This window comes from Agromyces atrinae, from assembly GCF_013407835.1.
Lineage (GTDB): Bacteria > Actinomycetota > Actinomycetes > Actinomycetales > Microbacteriaceae > Agromyces > Agromyces atrinae.
In genome coordinates, this window is record NZ_JACCBI010000001.1 from 1,463,933 (window position 1) to 1,479,669 (window position 15,737).

A 15,737-nucleotide genomic window follows, 5' to 3' on the forward strand; every position below is an offset into this window, starting at 1 on the left:
ACTTACTTTACCGATCCGCCAGCGGCGACGATCTTCTGTTCCGCAGAACCGGAGACCTTGTCGACCACGACGTTCAGCTTCACAGCGATGTCGCCCGAACCGAGGACCTTGACCTTCTCGTTCTTGCGAACGGCGCCCTTGGCGACGAGGTCGGCGGTCGTGACGTCTCCGCCCGAGGGGTACAGCTCAGCGAGCTTCTCGAGGTTGACGACCTGGTACTCGACCCGGAACGGGTTCTTGAAGCCGCGGAGCTTCGGCGCACGCATGTGGTACGGAAGCTGGCCACCCTCGAACCCGGGACGGATGTTGTTGCGTGCCTTGGAACCCTTGGTTCCGCGGCCCGCCGTCTTACCCTTGGAGCCTTCACCGCGACCCACCCGGGTCTTGGACTTCTTGGCACCGGGGGCGGGACGGAGGTGGTGGACCTTGAGCACGTGCTCGCGGGTCGCAGGAGCCTCGTCAGCCTTGGCAGCGGGAGCCTTCTTCGCTGCGGGGGCCTTGGCCTTCGCAGTGGTGGTCGACTCGGCCTTCGCCGGCTTCTCAGCGGCGGGGGCCTTCTTCGCAGCGGCAGCCTTGGGGGCAGCAGCCTTCTTCTCGGCGGTCGCCTTGGGGGCGGCAGCCTTCTTCGCCGGAGCCTTCTTGGGCTCCGTGGCGTCGACATCCTTCGTGGAGTCAGCCATTAGTCAATCTCCTCAACCTTCACGAGGTGCGCGACGGTATTGATGTACCCGCGGTTCTGGGGGTTGTCCTCCCGAATCACGACGCCACCGATGCGCTTGAGCCCGAGGCTCCGCAGGGTGTCACGCTGGTACTGCTTCTCGCTCACCTTGGACTTGATCTGGGTCACCTTGAGACGGCCGGCCATCAGGCACCTGCCTTCGCTTCAGCGGCAGCTGCTGCTGCCTGGGCCTCAACACGAAGGAGACGGGCCGGAGCGACCTGGTCGTAGTCAAGACCACGACGGGCAGCCACGGCACGGGGCTCCTCGAGCTGCTGCAGCGCCTCGACGGTCGCGTGCACGATGTTGATGGTGTTCGACGAACCGAGCGACTTGCTCAGCACGTCGTGGATGCCGGCGCACTCCAGGACGGCGCGGACGGGACCACCGGCGATAACACCGGTACCGGCCGACGCGGGACGGAGGAGGACGACACCGGCGGCCGCTTCACCCTGGACGGGGTGAGGGATGGTCGCACCGACGCGGGGAACGCGGAAGAAGTTCTTCTTCGCCTCTTCGACGCCCTTGGAGATAGCGGTCGGGACCTCGCGGGCCTTGCCGTATCCGACGCCGACGAGTCCGTTGCCGTCACCGACGACGACGAGAGCGGTGAAGCTGAAGCGACGACCACCCTTGACGACCTTCGACACGCGGTTGATCGTGACGACGCGCTCGAGGAACTGGCTCTTCTCGGCGTCACGGCTGTCGCGGCCACGGCCCTGGTTGCGGTCACCGCGGCCACCACGACGGTCGTTGCGACCCTCGTTGCGGGCCGGCTCGGACGACGCAGCCGTCTCGACGGGTGCCTCTGCAGCCACCTCTTGCTCCTTAACAGTTGTCTCGCTCACAGGTTGAGTCCTGCCTCTCGCGCTCCATCGGCGATCGCTGCGACACGACCGGCGTACTTGTTGCCGCCGCGGTCGAAGACGACGTCCTCGATGCCGGCCTTCTTGGCGCGCTCGGCGACGAGCTCGCCGACCTTGCGGGCCTTGGCGGTCTTGTCACCGTCGAACGCACGGAGGTCTGCCTCCATGGTCGACGCCGAAGCGACCGTGATGCCCTTGGAGTCGTCGACGACCTGCACGAAGACGTGGCGGGCCGAGCGGTTGACGACGAGGCGCGGACGCAGCTCGGTGCCGACGATCTTCTTGCGAAGACGCGTGTGGCGACGGCTGCGGGCGGCCGACTTGCTCTTTCCTCTGGTACCCAGAGCCATGATTACTTACCAGCCTTTCCGGCCTTGCGGCGCACGACCTCACCGGCGTACCGGATGCCCTTGCCCTTGTAGGGCTCCGGCTTCTTGATCTTGCGGATGTTCGCGGCGGTCTCGCCGACTGCCTGCTTGTCGATGCCCGAGACCGTGAGCTTGTTGTTGCCCTCGACCGTCAGCGTGATGCCGGCCGGAGCCTCGACGATCACGGGGTGCGAGAAGCCGAGTGCGAACTCGACGCCGTTGCCCTTCTGAGCGACGCGGTAACCGGTACCGACGATCTCGAGGGCCTTGGTGTAGCCCTGCGTGACGCCGACGATCTGGTTCGCGATGAGGGTACGCGTGAGTCCGTGGAGCGAACGCGAGTTGCGCTCGTCGTCGGGACGGCTGACGAGAAGCTGGTTCTCGTCGAGCTTGGCCGTGATGGGGGCCGAGATGGTGAGCGAGAGCTCACCCTTCGGGCCCTTGACGGAGACCTGCTGGCCGTCGACCGAGACGGTGACGCCTGCAGGGATGTCGATGGGGAGACGTCCGATTCGTGACATGTTCTGTTACCACACGTAGGCGAGGACTTCCCCACCCACGCCCTTCTTCTGGGCCTGGCGGTCGGTCAGAAGACCGCTGGAGGTGGACAAGATGGCGACGCCGAGGCCGCCGAGCACCTTGGGAAGCTCGCTGGACTTCGCGTAGACGCGGAGTCCGGGCTTCGAAACGCGCTTGATGCCGGCGATCGAGCGCTCACGGTTCGGACCGAACTTGAGCGTGAGCGTGAGCGTCTTGCCCACGGTGTCGTCGACGACCACGAAGTCGGCGATGTAGCCTTCCTTCTTCAGGATCTCGGCGATGTGGGCCTTGAGCTTGGAGTTCGGCATCGACACGGAGTCGTGGTGAGCCGAGTTCGCGTTGCGCAGTCTGGTCAGCATGTCTGCGACCGGATCTGTCATCGTCATGTGATTCTTCTTTCATTCACCAGGTTTCAGGACCCGTTACACGGGGACTGACCTGTGGTGGTGGGCTGGGGCGGATGCCCCAGCCGGACGAATGCCGCGGACTCTCGCCCGCGGCATCCGTAGTCTAGTTGGCGTTCTCGGCCGACTTGAACGGGAAGCCGAGCTGCTTGAGGAGCGCGCGGCCCTCGTCGTCGCTCTTCGCCGTCGTGACGACCGTGATGTCCATACCGCGGACGCGGTCGATCTTGTCCTGGTCGATCTCGTGGAAGACGGACTGCTCGGTCAGACCGAACGTGTAGTTGCCGTTTCCGTCGAACTGCTTGTCGGAGAGACCACGGAAGTCGCGGATGCGCGGAAGCGCGAGCGACAGGAGGCGGTCGAGGAACTCCCACATGCGGTCGCCACGAAGCGTGACGTGAGCGCCGATCGGCTGGCCTTCGCGAAGCTTGAACTGAGCGATCGACTTGCGAGCGGCCGTGACCTGGGGCTTCTGACCGGTGATCTTCGTGAGGTCAGCGATCGCACCGTCGATGATCTTGCCATCGCGTGCGGCCTCGCCGACACCCATGTTGACCACGATCTTCACGAGACCCGGCACCTGGTGCGGGTTCGTGTAGCCCTGGGACTCGGTGAGCGCAGGAGCGATCTCAGCCTTGTACTTCTGCTTGAGACGGGGCTGGATTTTGCCAGTTCCCACTGCAGTGTCAGTCATCTTTAGAGGTCCTTACCTGACTTCTTGGCGTAACGGATGCGGACCGTCTTCTCGACGCCGTCCTTCGTCACGGTCTCGAGACGGAAACCGACGCGGGTCGGCTTCTTGGTCTCGGGGTCGACGAGTGCGACGTTGGAGACGTGGATCGGGGCTTCGAAGGTCTCGATGCCACCGGTCTTCGTGCCGCGCTGCGTCTGTCCGACGCGCACGTGCTTGGTGACGTAGTTGATTCCCTCGACGATGACGCGGTTGTCCGCGACGAGCACCTCGAGAACCTTGCCCTGCTTGCCGCGGTCTCCGCCGCGGGCCTGGCTGCGTCCCGAGATGACCTGGACGAGGTCACCCTTCTTGATGTTCGCCATGACTAAATGACCTCCGGCGCCAGCGAGATGATCTTCATGAACTTCTTGTCGCGGAGCTCGCGACCGACCGGTCCGAAGATACGGGTACCGCGGGGGTCACCGTCGTTCTTCAAGATCACTGCGGCGTTCTCATCGAACTTGATGTACGACCCGTCGGCGCGACGGGTGTTCTTCTTGGTGCGCACGATGACCGCCTTGACGACATCGCCCTTCTTCACGTTGCCGCCGGGGATCGCGTCCTTGACGGTCGCGACGATGACGTCGCCGAGACCGGCGTAACGACGCTTCGAGCCACCGAGAACGCGAATGGTGAGCAGCTCCTTGGCACCCGTGTTGTCGGCTACCTTGAGCCGGGATTCCTGCTGAAGCACTTCTAACTCCTTCTAGAAAGCAAGCCGCGAGGCTTACTTCGCCTTCTCGACGATCTCGACCAGGCGCCAGCGCTTCGTAGCGCTGAGGGGACGGGTCTCGCTGATGACGACGAGGTCGCCGATGCCGGCGGTGTTCTCTTCGTCGTGAGCCTTCACCTTGGAGGTGCGGCGGATGACCTTGCCGTAGAGCGGGTGCTTGACGCGGTCCTCGACCTCGACGGTGATGGTCTTGTCCATCTTGTCGCTGGTCACGTAACCACGGCGAACCTTGCGGTAACCGCGGACGACCTCGGGCGTGCCCTCGACCTCGGCCGCAGCCTTCTGGGTCTCAGCCATGTCTAGGCCTCCTTCGTCTCGTCAGCCGGGGCTGCCTCAGCGGCATCCTTCGACTTCTTGGTCTTCTTCTCGGCCTTGGCGGGAACCTCGACCGGTGCGGGGGTGGCACGAATGCCGAGCTCGCGCTCACGGATGACCGTGTAAATGCGGGCGATGTCGCGCTTGACTGCGCGCAGACGGCCGTGGCTCTCGAGCTGGCCGGTAGCGGCCTGGAAGCGCAGGTTGAACAGCTCTTCCTTGGCCTTCTTCAGTTCGTCGACGAGGCGCTCGTCTTCAAAGGTGTCGAGCTCGACAGGGGCGAGCTCCTTGGATCCGACGGCCATTATGCGTCGCCCTCCTCGCGCTTGATGATGCGTGCCTTGAGCGGCAGCTTGTGGATTGCACGGGTGAGTGCCTCACGAGCGAGTTCCTCGGAGACGCCCGAGACCTCGAAGAGGACGCGGCCCGGCTTGACGTTCGCGACCCACCACTCGGGCGAACCCTTACCGGAACCCATTCGGGTCTCAGCAGGCTTCTTCGTGAGCGGACGGTCGGGGTAGATGTTGATCCACACCTTTCCGCCACGCTTGATGTGACGCGTCATGGCGATACGAGCGGACTCGATCTGACGGTTGGTCACGTAAGCGGGCGTGAGGGCCTGGATGCCGAACTCACCGAACGACACCTTCGTGCCACCGGTGGCCTGACCCGAACGGCCGGGGTGGTGCTGCTTGCGGTACTTGACTCGACGCGGAATCAACATGGTTATGCCTCAACTCCTGCTGCGGCCGGCTCCTGCGCCTTGGGGGCGCGACGGGGACGGTCGTTCCGGTCGCTGCGGCCGGGCTTCGAGGCCTGCTCGCGAGCGAGTTCCTTGTTGGTGATGTCGCCCTTGTAGATCCAGACCTTCACGCCGATGCGGCCGAAGGTGGTCTTCGCCTCGTAGAAGCCGTAGTCGATGTTCGCGCGGAGCGTGTGCAGGGGCACACGGCCTTCGCGGTAGAACTCCGAGCGGCTCATCTCGGCGCCGCCGAGGCGGCCGGAGACCTGGATACGGACACCCTTGGCGCCGGCGCGCTGAGCACCCTGGAGGCCCTTGCGCATCGCGCGGCGGAATGCCACACGAGCGGAGAGCTGCTCGGCGATGCCCTGCGCGACGAGCTGAGCGTCGGCCTCGGGGTTCTTGACCTCGAGGATGTTGAGCTGGATCTGCTTGGACGTGAGCTTCTCGAGGTCGGAGCGGATGCGCTCGGCCTCGGCGCCACGACGACCGATCACGATGCCCGGGCGGGCGGTGTGGATGTCGACGCGGACGCGGTCACGGGTGCGCTCGATCTCGATGCGCGAGACTCCCGCGCGGTCGAGCGAGGTCTGCAGCAGACGACGGATCTTGACGTCCTCGGCGAGGTAGTCGGCGTAGCGCTGACCGGGCTTCGTCGAGTCGGAGAACCACCGCGACACGTGGTCGGTGGTGATGCCGAGACGGAAGCCGTACGGGTTTACCTTCTGACCCATTACTTCGTACCCTCCTCAGGAGTGGCGAGCACAACAGTGATGTGGCTGGTGCGCTTGTTGATGCGGAACGCACGACCCTGGGCGCGCGGCTGGAATCGCTTGAGGGTCGTGCCCTCATCGACGAAAGCGCTGCTCACGTACAGGTCCTGCTCGTCCAGGTAGGTGTTCGAGGCATCGGCCTTGACGCGAGCGTTCGCGATGGCAGAAGCAACGAGCTTGTACACCGGCTCGCTCGCACCCTGGGGGGCGAACTTCAGGATCGCGAGTGCTTCCTGTGCCTGCTTGCCGCGGATCAGGTTGACGACGCGACGAGCCTTCTGGGGGGTAACGCGGATGTGTCGCACGCGTGCGATCGACTCCACCATTTCTTCTCCTCCTTCACGTCGCCGCTTAGCGGCGACGGCCCTTCTTGTCGTCCTTCACGTGTCCACGGAAGGTGCGGGTCGGGGCAAACTCTCCGAGCTTGTGTCCGACCATGGTCTCGGTGACGAACACCGGGATGTGCTTGCGGCCATCGTGCACGGCGATCGTGTGCCCGAGCATTGCCGGGATGATCATCGAGCGACGCGACCACGTCTTGATGACGTTCTTGGAGCCGTTCTCGTTCTGCACGACAACCTTGCGGAGCAGGTGGTCGTCGACGAAGGGGCCCTTCTTGAGACTGCGTGGCATCTTCTCTTACTCCTACTTGCGCTTCTTGCCGACGGTCCGACGGCGAACGATGAGCTTGTCGCTTTCCTTGTTCGGGCGACGCGTGCGGCCTTCCTTCTGGCCCCAGGGGCTCACAGGGTGGCGACCACCGGAGGTCTTACCCTCACCACCACCGTGAGGGTGGTCGATCGGGTTCATGGCGACACCACGCACGGTCGGGCGGACGCCCTTCCAGCGCTTACGGCCGGCCTTGCCCCAGTTGATGTTCGACTGCTCGGCGTTGCCGACCTCGCCGATCGTCGCGCGGCAGCGCGCATCGACGTTGCGGATCTCGCCCGAGGGGAGACGCAGCTGGGCGTAGGGGCCGTCCTTCGCGACGAGACGCACCGAGGTGCCCGCCGAGCGGGCCATCTTAGCGCCGCCACCGGGACGGAGCTCGATGGCGTGGATGACGGTACCCGTGGGGATGTTGCGCAGCGGCAGGTTGTTGCCGGGCTTGATGTCGGCGGCCGCGCCGGACTCGACGAGGTCACCCTGCGACAGCTTGTTCGGAGCGAGGATGTAGCGCTTCGTGCCGTCCAGGAAGTGGAGCAGCGCGATACGTGCCGTGCGGTTGGGGTCGTACTCGATGTGAGCGACCTTCGCGGGCACGCCGTCCTTGTCGTTGCGACGGAAGTCGATCACACGGTACTGGCGCTTGTGGCCACCACCGATGTGACGGGTCGTGATGCGACCCTGGTTGTTGCGTCCACCGGTCTTGGAGAGCGGCTTGAGCAGCGACTTCTCCGGCGTCGAACGGGTGATCTCCGCGAAGTCCGCGACAGAAGAACCGCGACGACCAGGGGTCGTGGGCTTGTACTTACGAATTGCCATGGTTATTCCTCTGCTCCCTAGCCGACAGCGGTGAAGATGTCGATCGAGCCGGACTTGAGGGTGACGATCGCGCGCTTGGTGTCCTTGCGCTTGCCGATCCCGAAACGCGTACGACGGGTCTTGCCCTGACGGTTCAGCGTGTTGATCGACGCGACCTCGACCTTGAAGATCTTCTCGATGGCGAGCTTGATCTCGGTCTTGTTCGAGCGGGGGTCGACGACGAAGGTGTACTTGCCCTCGTCGATCAGGCCGTAGCTCTTCTCGGAGACGACCGGAGCGATGATGATGTCGCGCGGGTCCTTGTTCTGCGAGGCGCTCATGCGGAAACCTCTTCCTTCTTGGCGCTCTTCGCAGCGATGAACGCCTCGAGGGCGGCCTTGCTGAAGACGATGTCGTCGGAGACGAGGACGTCGTACGCGTTGAGCTGGTCGACCGGCAGGACGTGCACGGCGGGGATGTTGCGGGTGACGCGCTCGGTGAGCTCGTCGCCACGCTCGATGACCACGAGGATGTGCTTCGACGTCGCGATGCCCGAGAGGAGCTCGAGAGCTGCACGGGTCTTCGCGGCCTCGGGGGTCGCAACGGCCTCGACGGCGTGGATGCGGCCGCCGCGAGCGCGGTCGGAGAGCGAGCCGAGCAGAGCTGCGGCGATCATCTTCTTGGGGGTGCGCTGCGAGTAGTCACGCGGCTGCGGTCCGTGGACGATGCCACCACCGGTCATCTGAGGGGCGCGGATCGAGCCCTGACGAGCGCGACCGGTTCCCTTCTGCTTGAACGGCTTGCGGCCGGCGCCGGAGACCTCACCACGGGTCTTGGTCTTGTGTGTACCCTGTCGCGCTGCGGCGAGCTGGGCCACGACCACCTGGTGGATGAGCGGCACGTTGGTCTGGACGTCGAACAGCTCGGCGGGCAGCTCGATCGAGCCGGCCTTCTTACCCGAGACGTCGATGACGTCGATGGTGTTGGTAGCGGTAGCCATGTGGTTACGCCCCCTTCACTGCGTTGCGAACGAAAACGAGACGGCCACGGGCACCGGGAACGGCACCCTTCACGAGGAGGAGGCCCTTCTCTGCGTCGACCGCGTGGACGGTGAGGTTGAGCACGGTGACACGCTCTCCACCCATACGACCGGCCATGCGCATGCCCTTGAAGACACGGCTCGGGGTCGAGGAAGCACCGATCGAGCCGGGCTTGCGGTGGTTGCGGTGCGAACCGTGCGAAGCGGAGACACCTTTGAAGTTGTGGCGCTTCATGACACCGGCGAAGCCCTTACCCTTGCTCGTGCCGACGACGTCGACGAGCTGGCCCGCCTCGAAGGTCGAGTCGGCGGTGAGCTCCTGGCCGAGCGAGTACTCGGCGGCGTTGGCGGTGCGCACTTCGGTGACGTGACGGCGCGGCGTGACGCCGGCCTTGTCGAAGTGGCCGGTGAGCGGCTGGGTGACCTTACGGGGGTCGATCTGGCCGGCGGCGATCTGGATGGCGTTGTAGCCATCGTTCTCGGGCGTGCGGATCTGGGTCACGACGTTGGGCGCGATCTCAATCACGGTGACGGGCACGAGCTTGTTGTTCGCGTCCCACACCTGAGTCATGCCGAGCTTCGTGCCGAGCAGACCCTTGACGGTCTTGGTAGCAGATGACATGGCGTTCCTCAGAGCTTGATCTCGATGTTGACGTCGGCCGGCAGGTCGAGGCGCATGAGCGAGTCGACTGCCTTGGGCGTCGGGTCCACGATGTCGATGAGGCGCTTGTGGGTGCGCATTTCGAAGTGCTCGCGGCTGTCCTTGTACTTGTGAGGCGAACGGATGACACACACCACGTTCTTCTCGGTCGGAAGCGGCACGGGGCCGACGACCGTGGCGCCTGCGCGGGTCACCGTGTCGACGATCTTGCGCGCCGAGGTGTCGATGACCTCGTGGTCATACGACTTCAGTCGAATGCGGATCTTCTGTCCCGCCATGTCGAACTCTCTCTCTGTTAAGGCGTCTTACCCCTTCCGGAGGCATCGGACGCCGCGTAGCACTTCGTGTTGAGCACCACTGTTCTTCTGTCAAAGGCCGGTGATCGAGCCTGTCGAAACCACCCCGCCGGACTACTCCGTGCGGTGATCTCGACACGCTCGACCCTCGTGCCCCTCACCGACCCCCGCGCCCGGGCGTGTCGCCTGCCCGAAGACAGAGATCACCCGTAGGTTCGTGGTTGTCGATTTCTGTGTTCTGCTACCCGCGGCCTAGTCAAGACCCGCCTCTCGAGGCGAACGACTATGCACTGCCTGGCAGTGATTCGAACGGCATGCAGCGGCACGCGTTCGAAATGTTGAACTCATCGAGTTTGCCACACTCCGAGGCCACGTGCAAACCCGGGCGTGTCGCGGGTCGCGCGAGGGAGGATGGGGTGATGAACACTCCCCTGCACGCCGTCAGCGATCGTATCGGGCCGGGCAGCGTCTCGGTCACGCGAACCGGCGACCGCACGTACCACGGCATGAACGAACGAGGCGATCAGGTGCTCATCGGCCCGCCCGAGGCGCCCGGCCACTTCACCCCCGGGGAGCTGCTGAAGCTCGCCCTCGCCGGGTGCGCGGGCATGAGTTCGGATCGCGTCACCGCACGACGTCTCGGGCCCGACTACTCCGTCACGATCTGGGCGCACGGCACGTCCGACCCGACCGAGCAGCGGTACAGCGCGATCGACGAGCAGCTGCTGCTCGACCTCTCGGCGCTCGACGAGGCCGAACGAGCGACGCTCATCGGGCTCATGGCGAAGTCGATCGATCGCAGCTGCACCGTGGCACGCACGGTCGGTCCGGCGATCGATCTGACCACGTCGATCGACGGGTCACCGATTCACTGAGGAGGGCATGGCCCGAGTCGATGCGCCGGTCGCGGCCCGTTCGGCGGCCACGGCACGGTCTCTCGCGTGCACGACGGCACGGAGCCCGAGGGCGAGAGCGGCACCGATGAGAGCGCCGAGGGTATTCGCGGCGACATCCGCGGCACTCGCGTAACGCTCGTGGAGGAGGCCGCCCTGGATGATCTCGATCGAGACCGAACCGGCGAAGGGCAGAGCGACGGCGAGCCACCACCGCCGTGCCGACAGCGCGAGCACGAGCAGGAAGCCGAGCGGTGCGAACATGACGACGTTCGCCGCGAACTCGAACTGCGCGTAGGCGAACCACTCAGGCACCCCGATGTCGTGCAGGACACCCAGGAAGCGCGAGATGGTGCGCCGGTGTCCGCGATCGATCGGCGTCGGCCAGAGCGTCGCGACGAGGACGACCCCGCTCACGGCGACGAGCAGCGCGATGCTGGCCCACCGTGTCACGGCGAGCGGACGATCGGACGCGCCGGACACCCGGGGCGTCGCCGCGCTCGAACGTCTCATCGCCCGAGAGTAACGGGAGGAACGGGAGAATGCGAACCGCTCCCCCGCCGTGGACGATGATCGCCCGAGACGAGCGCCGGACACGACGAAGGGGCCGAGCCCGAAGGCCCGACCCCTGTCGCAGTAACGAGAGTTACTTGATGATGCTGGTGACCGTACCGGCACCCACGGTGCGTCCACCCTCACGGATGGCGAAGCCGAGGCCCTCTTCCATGGCGATCGGCTGGATGAGCTCGACCGTCATGTCGGTGGTGTCGCCGGGCATGACCATCTCGGTGCCCTCGGGCAGCGTGATGACGCCGGTGACGTCGGTGGTACGGAAGTAGAACTGCGGACGGTAGTTCGCGTAGAACGGGTTGTGACGGCCGCCCTCATCCTTGGACAGGATGTAGGCGGTGCCCTCGAAGTTCGTGTGCGGGGTCACGGAGCCGGGAGCGACGACGACCTGGCCGCGCTCGACGTCTTCACGCTTCGTTCCACGAAGGAGGAGACCACAGTTCTCGCCGGCCCACGCCTCGTCGAGCTGCTTGTGGAACATCTCGATACCCGTGACCGTGGTCTTCTGCGTCGGGCGGATGCCGACGATCTCGACCTCGGAGTTGATCTTGAGGGTTCCACGCTCGGCGCGACCCGTGACGACGGTTCCACGACCAGTGATCGTGAAGACGTCCTCGACGGGCATGAGGAAGGGCTTGTCACGGTCGCGCACCGGGTCCGGCACGGACTCGTCGACGGCGTTCATGAGCTCGACAACCGAGTCGACCCACTTCTCGTCGCCCTCGAGAGCCTTGAGGCCCGAGACGCGGACGACGGGAGCGTCGTCACCGGGGAAGCCCTGGCTCGAGAGGAGCTCGCGCACCTCGAGCTCGACGAGCTCGAGGATTTCCTCGTCGTCGACCATGTCGGACTTGTTCAGCGCGACGAGCAGGTAGGGAACGCCGACCTGCTTGGCGAGCAGCACGTGCTCACGCGTCTGAGCCATCGGGCCGTCGGTAGCGGCGACCACGAGGATCGCGCCGTCCATCTGAGCAGCACCGGTGATCATGTTCTTGATGTAGTCGGCGTGACCCGGGGCGTCGACGTGCGCGTAGTGGCGCTTCGGCGTCTCGTACTCGACGTGCGAGATGTTGATCGTGATGCCGCGCTGACGCTCCTCGGGAGCGGAGTCGATCGAGGCGAAGTCGCGCTGCACGTTGGTGGCCGACGGGTACTTGTCAGCAAGCACCTTCGAGATCGCTGCGGTGAGCGTGGTCTTGCCGTGGTCGACGTGACCGATGGTTCCGATGTTGACGTGCGGCTTGGTCCGCTCGAACTTGGCCTTAGCCACTGTGGGTCCTCCTCAGGACTCGTGTAGAAAATCCGGGCACGGGCTTGCGCCCGGATCTGCTGGGGATTGTGTTGTTATGTTACGCGAACCGGATGGTTCTGGCGAACGCGGGCTATTCGCCCTTGTTCTTCTGCACGATCTCGTCGGCGACAGCCTTCGGGACCTCTGCATAGCTCTCGAACGTCATCGAGTACACGGCACGGCCCGAGGTCTTCGACCGCAGGTCACCGATGTATCCGAACATCTCCGAGAGAGGAACGTGGGCGCGGATGACCTTGACGCCCGACGCATCCTCCATGGACTGGATCTGACCGCGACGCGAGTTCAGGTCGCCGATGACGTCACCCATGTATTCCTCAGGGGTGCGGACCTCGACGGCCATGAGCGGCTCGAGCAGAACCGGGTTCGCCTTGCGAGCGGCTTCCTTGAAGCCCATCGATCCGGCGATCTTGAACGCCATCTCCGAGGAGTCGACGTCGTGCGCGGCGCCATCGAGCAGGATGCCCTTGACGCCCACCATCGGGTACCCGGCCAGGATGCCGTACTGCATGGCGTCCTGGAATCCGGCGTCGACCGAAGGGATGTACTCACGGGGGACGCGTCCACCCGAAACCTTGTTCTCGAACTCGTAGGTCTTGTCAGCCGTGACCTCGAGCGGCTCGAGAGCGAACTGGATCTTCGCGAACTGACCCGATCCACCCGTCTGCTTCTTGTGCGTGAAGTCGTGCTTCTCGACGGCGCGCTTGATGGTCTCGCGGTACGCGACCTGCGGCTTTCCGACGTTGGCCTCGACCTTGAACTCACGCTTCATGCGGTCGACGAGGATGTCGAGGTGGAGTTCACCCATGCCCTTGATGACGGTCTGACCCGTCTCCTGGTTCTGCTCCGTGCGGAACGTGGGGTCTTCTTCAGCGAGCTTCTGGATGGCCGTGCCGAGCTTCTCCTGGTCGGCCTTGGTCTTCGGCTCGATGGCGACCTCGATGACGGGCTCGGGGAACGTCATCGACTCGAGGACGACCTGGTTCTGCGGGTCGCTGAGCGTGTCGCCCGTCGTCGTGTCCTTGAGGCCGATGACCGCGTAGATGTGACCAGCGGTCACCGAGTCGACGGGGTTCTCCTTGTTGGCGTGCATCTGGAAGATCTTGCCGATGCGCTCCTTCTTGCCCTTGGTCGAGTTGATGACCTGGGCACCCGAGTCGATGTGACCCGAGTAGACGCGCACGTAGGTGAGACGACCGAAGAACGGGTGCGTGACGACCTTGAACGCGAGAGCGGCGAACGGCTCGCTCGCGTCGGCGTGACGCTCGATGACCTTCTCCTCGTCGCGCACGTCGTGGGCCTCGATGGCCGGCACGTCGAGCGGGCTCGGGAGGTAGTCGACGACCGCGTCGAGCATCGGCTGGACGCCGCGGTTCTTGAACGCGGAGCCGCAGAGCACGGGGTAGAGCTGCGAGCTGATCGTCATCTTGCGGATGGCGCCCTTGATCTCTGCGACCGTGAGCTCCTCACCGCCGAAGAACTTCTCGAGGAGCGCGTCGTCGGATTCGGCGACGGTCTCGAGGAGGGCCTGACGGTACTCGTCGGCCTTGTCCTTGAGGTCGGCCGGGATCTCTTCGATGGCGTACTTGGCGCCCATCTCGACGTCACCCTTCGAGTCGCCGCGCCACGTGAGCGCGCGCATCTCGACGAGGTCGACGACACCCTCGAACTCGCTCTCGGAGCCGATCGGCAGCTGGAGGACCAGCGGCTTGGCACCGAGGCGGTTGATGATCGTGTCGACCGTGAAGTAGAAGTCGGCACCGAGCTTGTCCATCTTGTTGACGAAGCAGATGCGCGGCACGTCGTACTTGTCGGCCTGACGCCAGACGGTCTCGGACTGGGGCTCGACGCCCTCCTTGCCGTCGAAGACGGCGACGGCGCCATCGAGCACGCGGAGCGAACGCTCGACCTCGACCGTGAAGTCGACGTGGCCGGGGGTGTCGATGATGTTGATCTGGTTACCCGCCCAGAAGCAGGTCGTCGCAGCAGACGTGATCGTGATGCCACGCTCCTGCTCCTGTGCCATCCAGTCCATCGTCGAGGCGCCGTCGTGGGTCTCGCCGATCTTGTGGTTGACGCCCGTGTAGAACAGGATGCGCTCGGTGGTGGTGGTCTTACCGGCATCGATGTGGGCCATGATGCCGATGTTGCGGACCTTGTTCAGGTCGGTGAGCACGTCGAGTGCCACGGGGTTCCTCCGGAGGGGTTGTCGGGGTGTGTCGAGAGTGGCAGCGGATGCCGCGGGCGGGGTTCCGCCCGCGGCATCCTGCCGCTGCTACCAGCGGTAGTGGGCGAAGGCGCGGTTCGACTCGGCCATCTTGTGCGTGTCTTCGCGACGCTTGACAGCGGCGCCGAGACCGTTCGATGCGTCGAGGATCTCGTTGGTGAGACGCTCGGTCATCGTCTTCTCGCGACGAGCCTTGGCGTAGCTGGTGAGCCAGCGGAGAGCCAGGGTGTTGGCGCGGTGGGGCTTGACCTCGACGGGCACCTGGTAGGTGGAGCCACCGACGCGGCGCGAACGCACCTCGAGGGTCGGGCGCACGTTGTCGAGCGCCTTCTTCAGCGTGGCGACGGCGTCCTGACCGTTCTTCGCGGCGACGTTCTCGAGAGCGTCATACACGATGCGCTGAGCGAGGTCCTTCTTGCCGTCGATGAGGATCTTGTTGACGAGCTGGCTGACGACGGGCGAACCGTATACCGGGTCGGCGACGACGGGGCGCTTCGGAGCGGGTCCCTTGCGAGGCATTACTTCTTCTCCATCTTCGCGCCGTAGCGGCTACGGGCCTGCTTGCGGTTCTTCACGGCCTGCGTGTCGAGCGCGCCGCGGATGATCTTGTAGCGCACACCGGGGAGGTCCTTCACACGACCGCCGCGAACGAGCACCATCGAGTGCTCCTGGAGGTTGTGGCCCTCACCGGGGATGTAGGCGGTGACCTCGGTACCGTTCGAGAGCTTCACACGGGCGACCTTGCGGAGCGCGGAGTTCGGCTTCTTCGGGGTGGTCGTGTACACACGCGTGCACACGCCTCGCTGCTGAGGGTTGGCCTTCAGGGCGGGAGCCTTGGTCTTCGAGACCTTCGGCGAGCGACCCTTGCGGACCAACTGCTGAATGGTTGGCACTGCTTCTCCTTATTTGTGCTGCACGGTGACAGCGTGACTGCGTTGCGCATCATGACCCACCGGCGCCGCAGAAGAGCGGTGCTTTTCATAGGGTGGGTATGCCGTGGGGGTGGAACCGCCCGGAGGCGGAGACCCTTGCAGTGTGCGAGTTCGGCCCGGATCGTGCCGAGGCACGATGCAAGCGCGCGCCTGA

The 15,737-nt window shown here is 64.9% G+C and carries 26 protein-coding genes; 1 reads left to right on the forward strand and 25 read right to left on the reverse strand.

Annotation, left to right across the window (positions count from 1 at the left end):
• Positions 1–2: 2 nt before the first annotated feature.
• The 20 genes from rplO to rpsJ form a co-directional block, all read right to left on the reverse strand.
• A complete protein-coding gene (gene rplO / locus BJ972_RS07015) occupies positions 3–680 on the reverse strand; it encodes a 50S ribosomal protein L15 (protein WP_129173194.1) in 678 nt (225 codons plus the stop codon).
• Positions 680–865, reverse strand: a complete 186-nt coding sequence (gene rpmD, locus BJ972_RS07020) for a 50S ribosomal protein L30 (RefSeq protein ID WP_129173196.1) — start codon at positions 863–865, stop codon at positions 680–682. Before rpmD ends, rplO begins: the two co-directional genes overlap by 1 nt.
• Positions 865–1,536 (reverse strand): 30S ribosomal protein S5, encoded by a 672-nt coding sequence (gene rpsE / locus BJ972_RS07025; protein ID WP_277871226.1) that lies wholly within the window; start codon positions 1,534–1,536, stop codon positions 865–867. Before rpsE ends, rpmD begins: the two co-directional genes overlap by 1 nt.
• Positions 1,537–1,562: 26 nt before the next feature.
• On the reverse strand, positions 1,563–1,934 hold the full coding sequence (rplR, locus tag BJ972_RS07030) for a 50S ribosomal protein L18 (protein ID WP_129173199.1): 372 nt from the start codon (positions 1,932–1,934) through the stop codon (positions 1,563–1,565).
• 2 nt (positions 1,935–1,936) lie between these two features.
• The gene (gene rplF / locus BJ972_RS07035; protein ID WP_129173201.1) at positions 1,937–2,473 is read right to left on the reverse strand and encodes a 50S ribosomal protein L6; all 537 of its coding nucleotides are present in this window, start codon (positions 2,471–2,473) and stop codon (positions 1,937–1,939) included.
• A gap of 6 nt (positions 2,474–2,479) precedes the next feature.
• A complete protein-coding gene (gene rpsH / locus BJ972_RS07040; protein ID WP_129173203.1) occupies positions 2,480–2,878 on the reverse strand; it encodes a 30S ribosomal protein S8 in 399 nt (132 codons plus the stop codon).
• A gap of 124 nt (positions 2,879–3,002) precedes the next feature.
• Entirely contained in the window at positions 3,003–3,590 is a 588-nt protein-coding gene (gene rplE / locus BJ972_RS07045; protein WP_129173205.1) for a 50S ribosomal protein L5, read from the reverse strand.
• Positions 3,591–3,592: 2 nt separating this feature from the next.
• Positions 3,593–3,952 (reverse strand): 50S ribosomal protein L24, encoded by a 360-nt coding sequence (gene rplX, locus BJ972_RS07050; RefSeq protein WP_129173207.1) that lies wholly within the window; start codon positions 3,950–3,952, stop codon positions 3,593–3,595.
• Between the two features lie 2 nt (positions 3,953–3,954).
• Positions 3,955–4,323, reverse strand: a complete 369-nt coding sequence (rplN, locus tag BJ972_RS07055) for a 50S ribosomal protein L14 (protein WP_055821349.1) — start codon at positions 4,321–4,323, stop codon at positions 3,955–3,957.
• A gap of 33 nt (positions 4,324–4,356) precedes the next feature.
• The gene (gene rpsQ / locus BJ972_RS07060) at positions 4,357–4,659 is read right to left on the reverse strand and encodes a 30S ribosomal protein S17 (RefSeq protein ID WP_129173209.1); all 303 of its coding nucleotides are present in this window, start codon (positions 4,657–4,659) and stop codon (positions 4,357–4,359) included.
• Positions 4,660–4,661: 2 nt separating this feature from the next.
• Complete coding sequence (rpmC, locus tag BJ972_RS07065; protein WP_129173211.1) at positions 4,662–4,982, reverse strand: 50S ribosomal protein L29; 321 nt, start codon at positions 4,980–4,982, stop codon at positions 4,662–4,664.
• Positions 4,982–5,401 (reverse strand): 50S ribosomal protein L16, encoded by a 420-nt coding sequence (gene rplP, locus BJ972_RS07070; RefSeq protein WP_055860175.1) that lies wholly within the window; start codon positions 5,399–5,401, stop codon positions 4,982–4,984. Before rplP ends, rpmC begins: the two co-directional genes overlap by 1 nt.
• A 2-nt stretch (positions 5,402–5,403) precedes the next feature.
• Positions 5,404–6,153, reverse strand: a complete 750-nt coding sequence (rpsC, locus tag BJ972_RS07075) for a 30S ribosomal protein S3 (RefSeq protein WP_129173213.1) — start codon at positions 6,151–6,153, stop codon at positions 5,404–5,406.
• Positions 6,153–6,518, reverse strand: coding sequence for a 50S ribosomal protein L22 (rplV, locus tag BJ972_RS07080; protein ID WP_129173215.1), 366 nt, complete (start codon positions 6,516–6,518; stop codon positions 6,153–6,155). The genes rpsC and rplV overlap by 1 nt, the downstream gene beginning before the upstream one ends.
• A gap of 25 nt (positions 6,519–6,543) precedes the next feature.
• Complete coding sequence (gene rpsS / locus BJ972_RS07085; protein WP_129173217.1) at positions 6,544–6,825, reverse strand: 30S ribosomal protein S19; 282 nt, start codon at positions 6,823–6,825, stop codon at positions 6,544–6,546.
• 12 nt (positions 6,826–6,837) lie between these two features.
• A complete protein-coding gene (rplB, locus tag BJ972_RS07090) occupies positions 6,838–7,677 on the reverse strand; it encodes a 50S ribosomal protein L2 (RefSeq protein ID WP_129173219.1) in 840 nt (279 codons plus the stop codon).
• 17 nt (positions 7,678–7,694) lie between these two features.
• Positions 7,695–7,997, reverse strand: coding sequence for a 50S ribosomal protein L23 (rplW, locus tag BJ972_RS07095; protein ID WP_129173221.1), 303 nt, complete (start codon positions 7,995–7,997; stop codon positions 7,695–7,697).
• Positions 7,994–8,656 (reverse strand): 50S ribosomal protein L4, encoded by a 663-nt coding sequence (gene rplD / locus BJ972_RS07100; RefSeq protein WP_129173223.1) that lies wholly within the window; start codon positions 8,654–8,656, stop codon positions 7,994–7,996. Before rplD ends, rplW begins: the two co-directional genes overlap by 4 nt.
• Before the next feature lie 4 nt (positions 8,657–8,660).
• Positions 8,661–9,317: a 50S ribosomal protein L3 gene (gene rplC / locus BJ972_RS07105; protein WP_129173225.1), complete on the reverse strand. Its 657-nt coding sequence runs from the start codon at positions 9,315–9,317 to the stop codon at positions 8,661–8,663.
• 8 nt (positions 9,318–9,325) lie between these two features.
• Entirely contained in the window at positions 9,326–9,634 is a 309-nt protein-coding gene (gene rpsJ, locus BJ972_RS07110; RefSeq protein ID WP_017201594.1) for a 30S ribosomal protein S10, read from the reverse strand.
• 437 nt (positions 9,635–10,071) lie between these two features.
• Between rpsJ and BJ972_RS07115 the strand changes: the two genes are divergently transcribed.
• Complete coding sequence (locus BJ972_RS07115) at positions 10,072–10,527, forward strand: OsmC family protein (protein WP_129173227.1); 456 nt, start codon at positions 10,072–10,074, stop codon at positions 10,525–10,527.
• Here the strand turns inward: BJ972_RS07115 and BJ972_RS07120 are convergent.
• The 5 genes from BJ972_RS07120 to rpsL form a co-directional block, all read right to left on the reverse strand.
• Positions 10,513–11,058 (reverse strand): VanZ family protein, encoded by a 546-nt coding sequence (locus BJ972_RS07120; protein WP_129173229.1) that lies wholly within the window; start codon positions 11,056–11,058, stop codon positions 10,513–10,515. The two genes, BJ972_RS07115 and BJ972_RS07120, sit on opposite strands and share 15 nt — an antisense overlap.
• A gap of 133 nt (positions 11,059–11,191) precedes the next feature.
• Entirely contained in the window at positions 11,192–12,385 is a 1,194-nt protein-coding gene (gene tuf, locus BJ972_RS07125; protein WP_129173232.1) for an elongation factor Tu, read from the reverse strand.
• Between the two features lie 112 nt (positions 12,386–12,497).
• Complete coding sequence (gene fusA / locus BJ972_RS07130; protein ID WP_129173234.1) at positions 12,498–14,612, reverse strand: elongation factor G; 2,115 nt, start codon at positions 14,610–14,612, stop codon at positions 12,498–12,500.
• Between the two features lie 87 nt (positions 14,613–14,699).
• Positions 14,700–15,170, reverse strand: coding sequence for a 30S ribosomal protein S7 (rpsG, locus tag BJ972_RS07135; protein ID WP_129173236.1), 471 nt, complete (start codon positions 15,168–15,170; stop codon positions 14,700–14,702).
• Complete coding sequence (gene rpsL, locus BJ972_RS07140) at positions 15,170–15,544, reverse strand: 30S ribosomal protein S12 (RefSeq protein WP_121477587.1); 375 nt, start codon at positions 15,542–15,544, stop codon at positions 15,170–15,172. Before rpsL ends, rpsG begins: the two co-directional genes overlap by 1 nt.
• Between the last annotated feature and the right edge of the window lie 193 nt (positions 15,545–15,737).

Coding starts and splice junctions, on each gene's coding strand:
- rplO (WP_129173194.1), bottom strand. CDS start 680: ATGGCTGACTCCACGAAGGATGTCGACGCCACGGAGCCCAAGAAGGCT.
- rplB (WP_129173219.1), bottom strand. CDS start 7,677: ATGGCAATTCGTAAGTACAAGCCCACGACCCCTGGTCGTCGCGGTTCT.
- rplC (WP_129173225.1), bottom strand. CDS start 9,317: ATGTCATCTGCTACCAAGACCGTCAAGGGTCTGCTCGGCACGAAGCTC.
- rplF (WP_129173201.1), bottom strand. CDS start 2,473: ATGTCACGAATCGGACGTCTCCCCATCGACATCCCTGCAGGCGTCACC.
- rpsJ (WP_017201594.1), bottom strand. CDS start 9,634: ATGGCGGGACAGAAGATCCGCATTCGACTGAAGTCGTATGACCACGAG.
- rplW (WP_129173221.1), bottom strand. CDS start 7,997: ATGAGCGCCTCGCAGAACAAGGACCCGCGCGACATCATCATCGCTCCG.
- BJ972_RS07115 (WP_129173227.1), top strand. CDS start 10,072: ATGAACACTCCCCTGCACGCCGTCAGCGATCGTATCGGGCCGGGCAGC.
- BJ972_RS07120 (WP_129173229.1), bottom strand. CDS start 11,058: ATGAGACGTTCGAGCGCGGCGACGCCCCGGGTGTCCGGCGCGTCCGAT.
- rplV (WP_129173215.1), bottom strand. CDS start 6,518: ATGGTGGAGTCGATCGCACGCGTGCGACACATCCGCGTTACCCCCCAG.
- rplR (WP_129173199.1), bottom strand. CDS start 1,934: ATGGCTCTGGGTACCAGAGGAAAGAGCAAGTCGGCCGCCCGCAGCCGT.
- rpsC (WP_129173213.1), bottom strand. CDS start 6,153: ATGGGTCAGAAGGTAAACCCGTACGGCTTCCGTCTCGGCATCACCACC.
- rpmD (WP_129173196.1), bottom strand. CDS start 865: ATGGCCGGCCGTCTCAAGGTGACCCAGATCAAGTCCAAGGTGAGCGAG.
- rplE (WP_129173205.1), bottom strand. CDS start 3,590: ATGACTGACACTGCAGTGGGAACTGGCAAAATCCAGCCCCGTCTCAAG.
- rpsG (WP_129173236.1), bottom strand. CDS start 15,170: ATGCCTCGCAAGGGACCCGCTCCGAAGCGCCCCGTCGTCGCCGACCCG.
- rpsH (WP_129173203.1), bottom strand. CDS start 2,878: ATGACGATGACAGATCCGGTCGCAGACATGCTGACCAGACTGCGCAAC.
- rpmC (WP_129173211.1), bottom strand. CDS start 4,982: ATGGCCGTCGGATCCAAGGAGCTCGCCCCTGTCGAGCTCGACACCTTT.
- rplP (WP_055860175.1), bottom strand. CDS start 5,401: ATGTTGATTCCGCGTCGAGTCAAGTACCGCAAGCAGCACCACCCCGGC.
- rpsQ (WP_129173209.1), bottom strand. CDS start 4,659: ATGGCTGAGACCCAGAAGGCTGCGGCCGAGGTCGAGGGCACGCCCGAG.
- rpsS (WP_129173217.1), bottom strand. CDS start 6,825: ATGCCACGCAGTCTCAAGAAGGGCCCCTTCGTCGACGACCACCTGCTC.
- rplD (WP_129173223.1), bottom strand. CDS start 8,656: ATGGCTACCGCTACCAACACCATCGACGTCATCGACGTCTCGGGTAAG.
- rplX (WP_129173207.1), bottom strand. CDS start 3,952: ATGGCGAACATCAAGAAGGGTGACCTCGTCCAGGTCATCTCGGGACGC.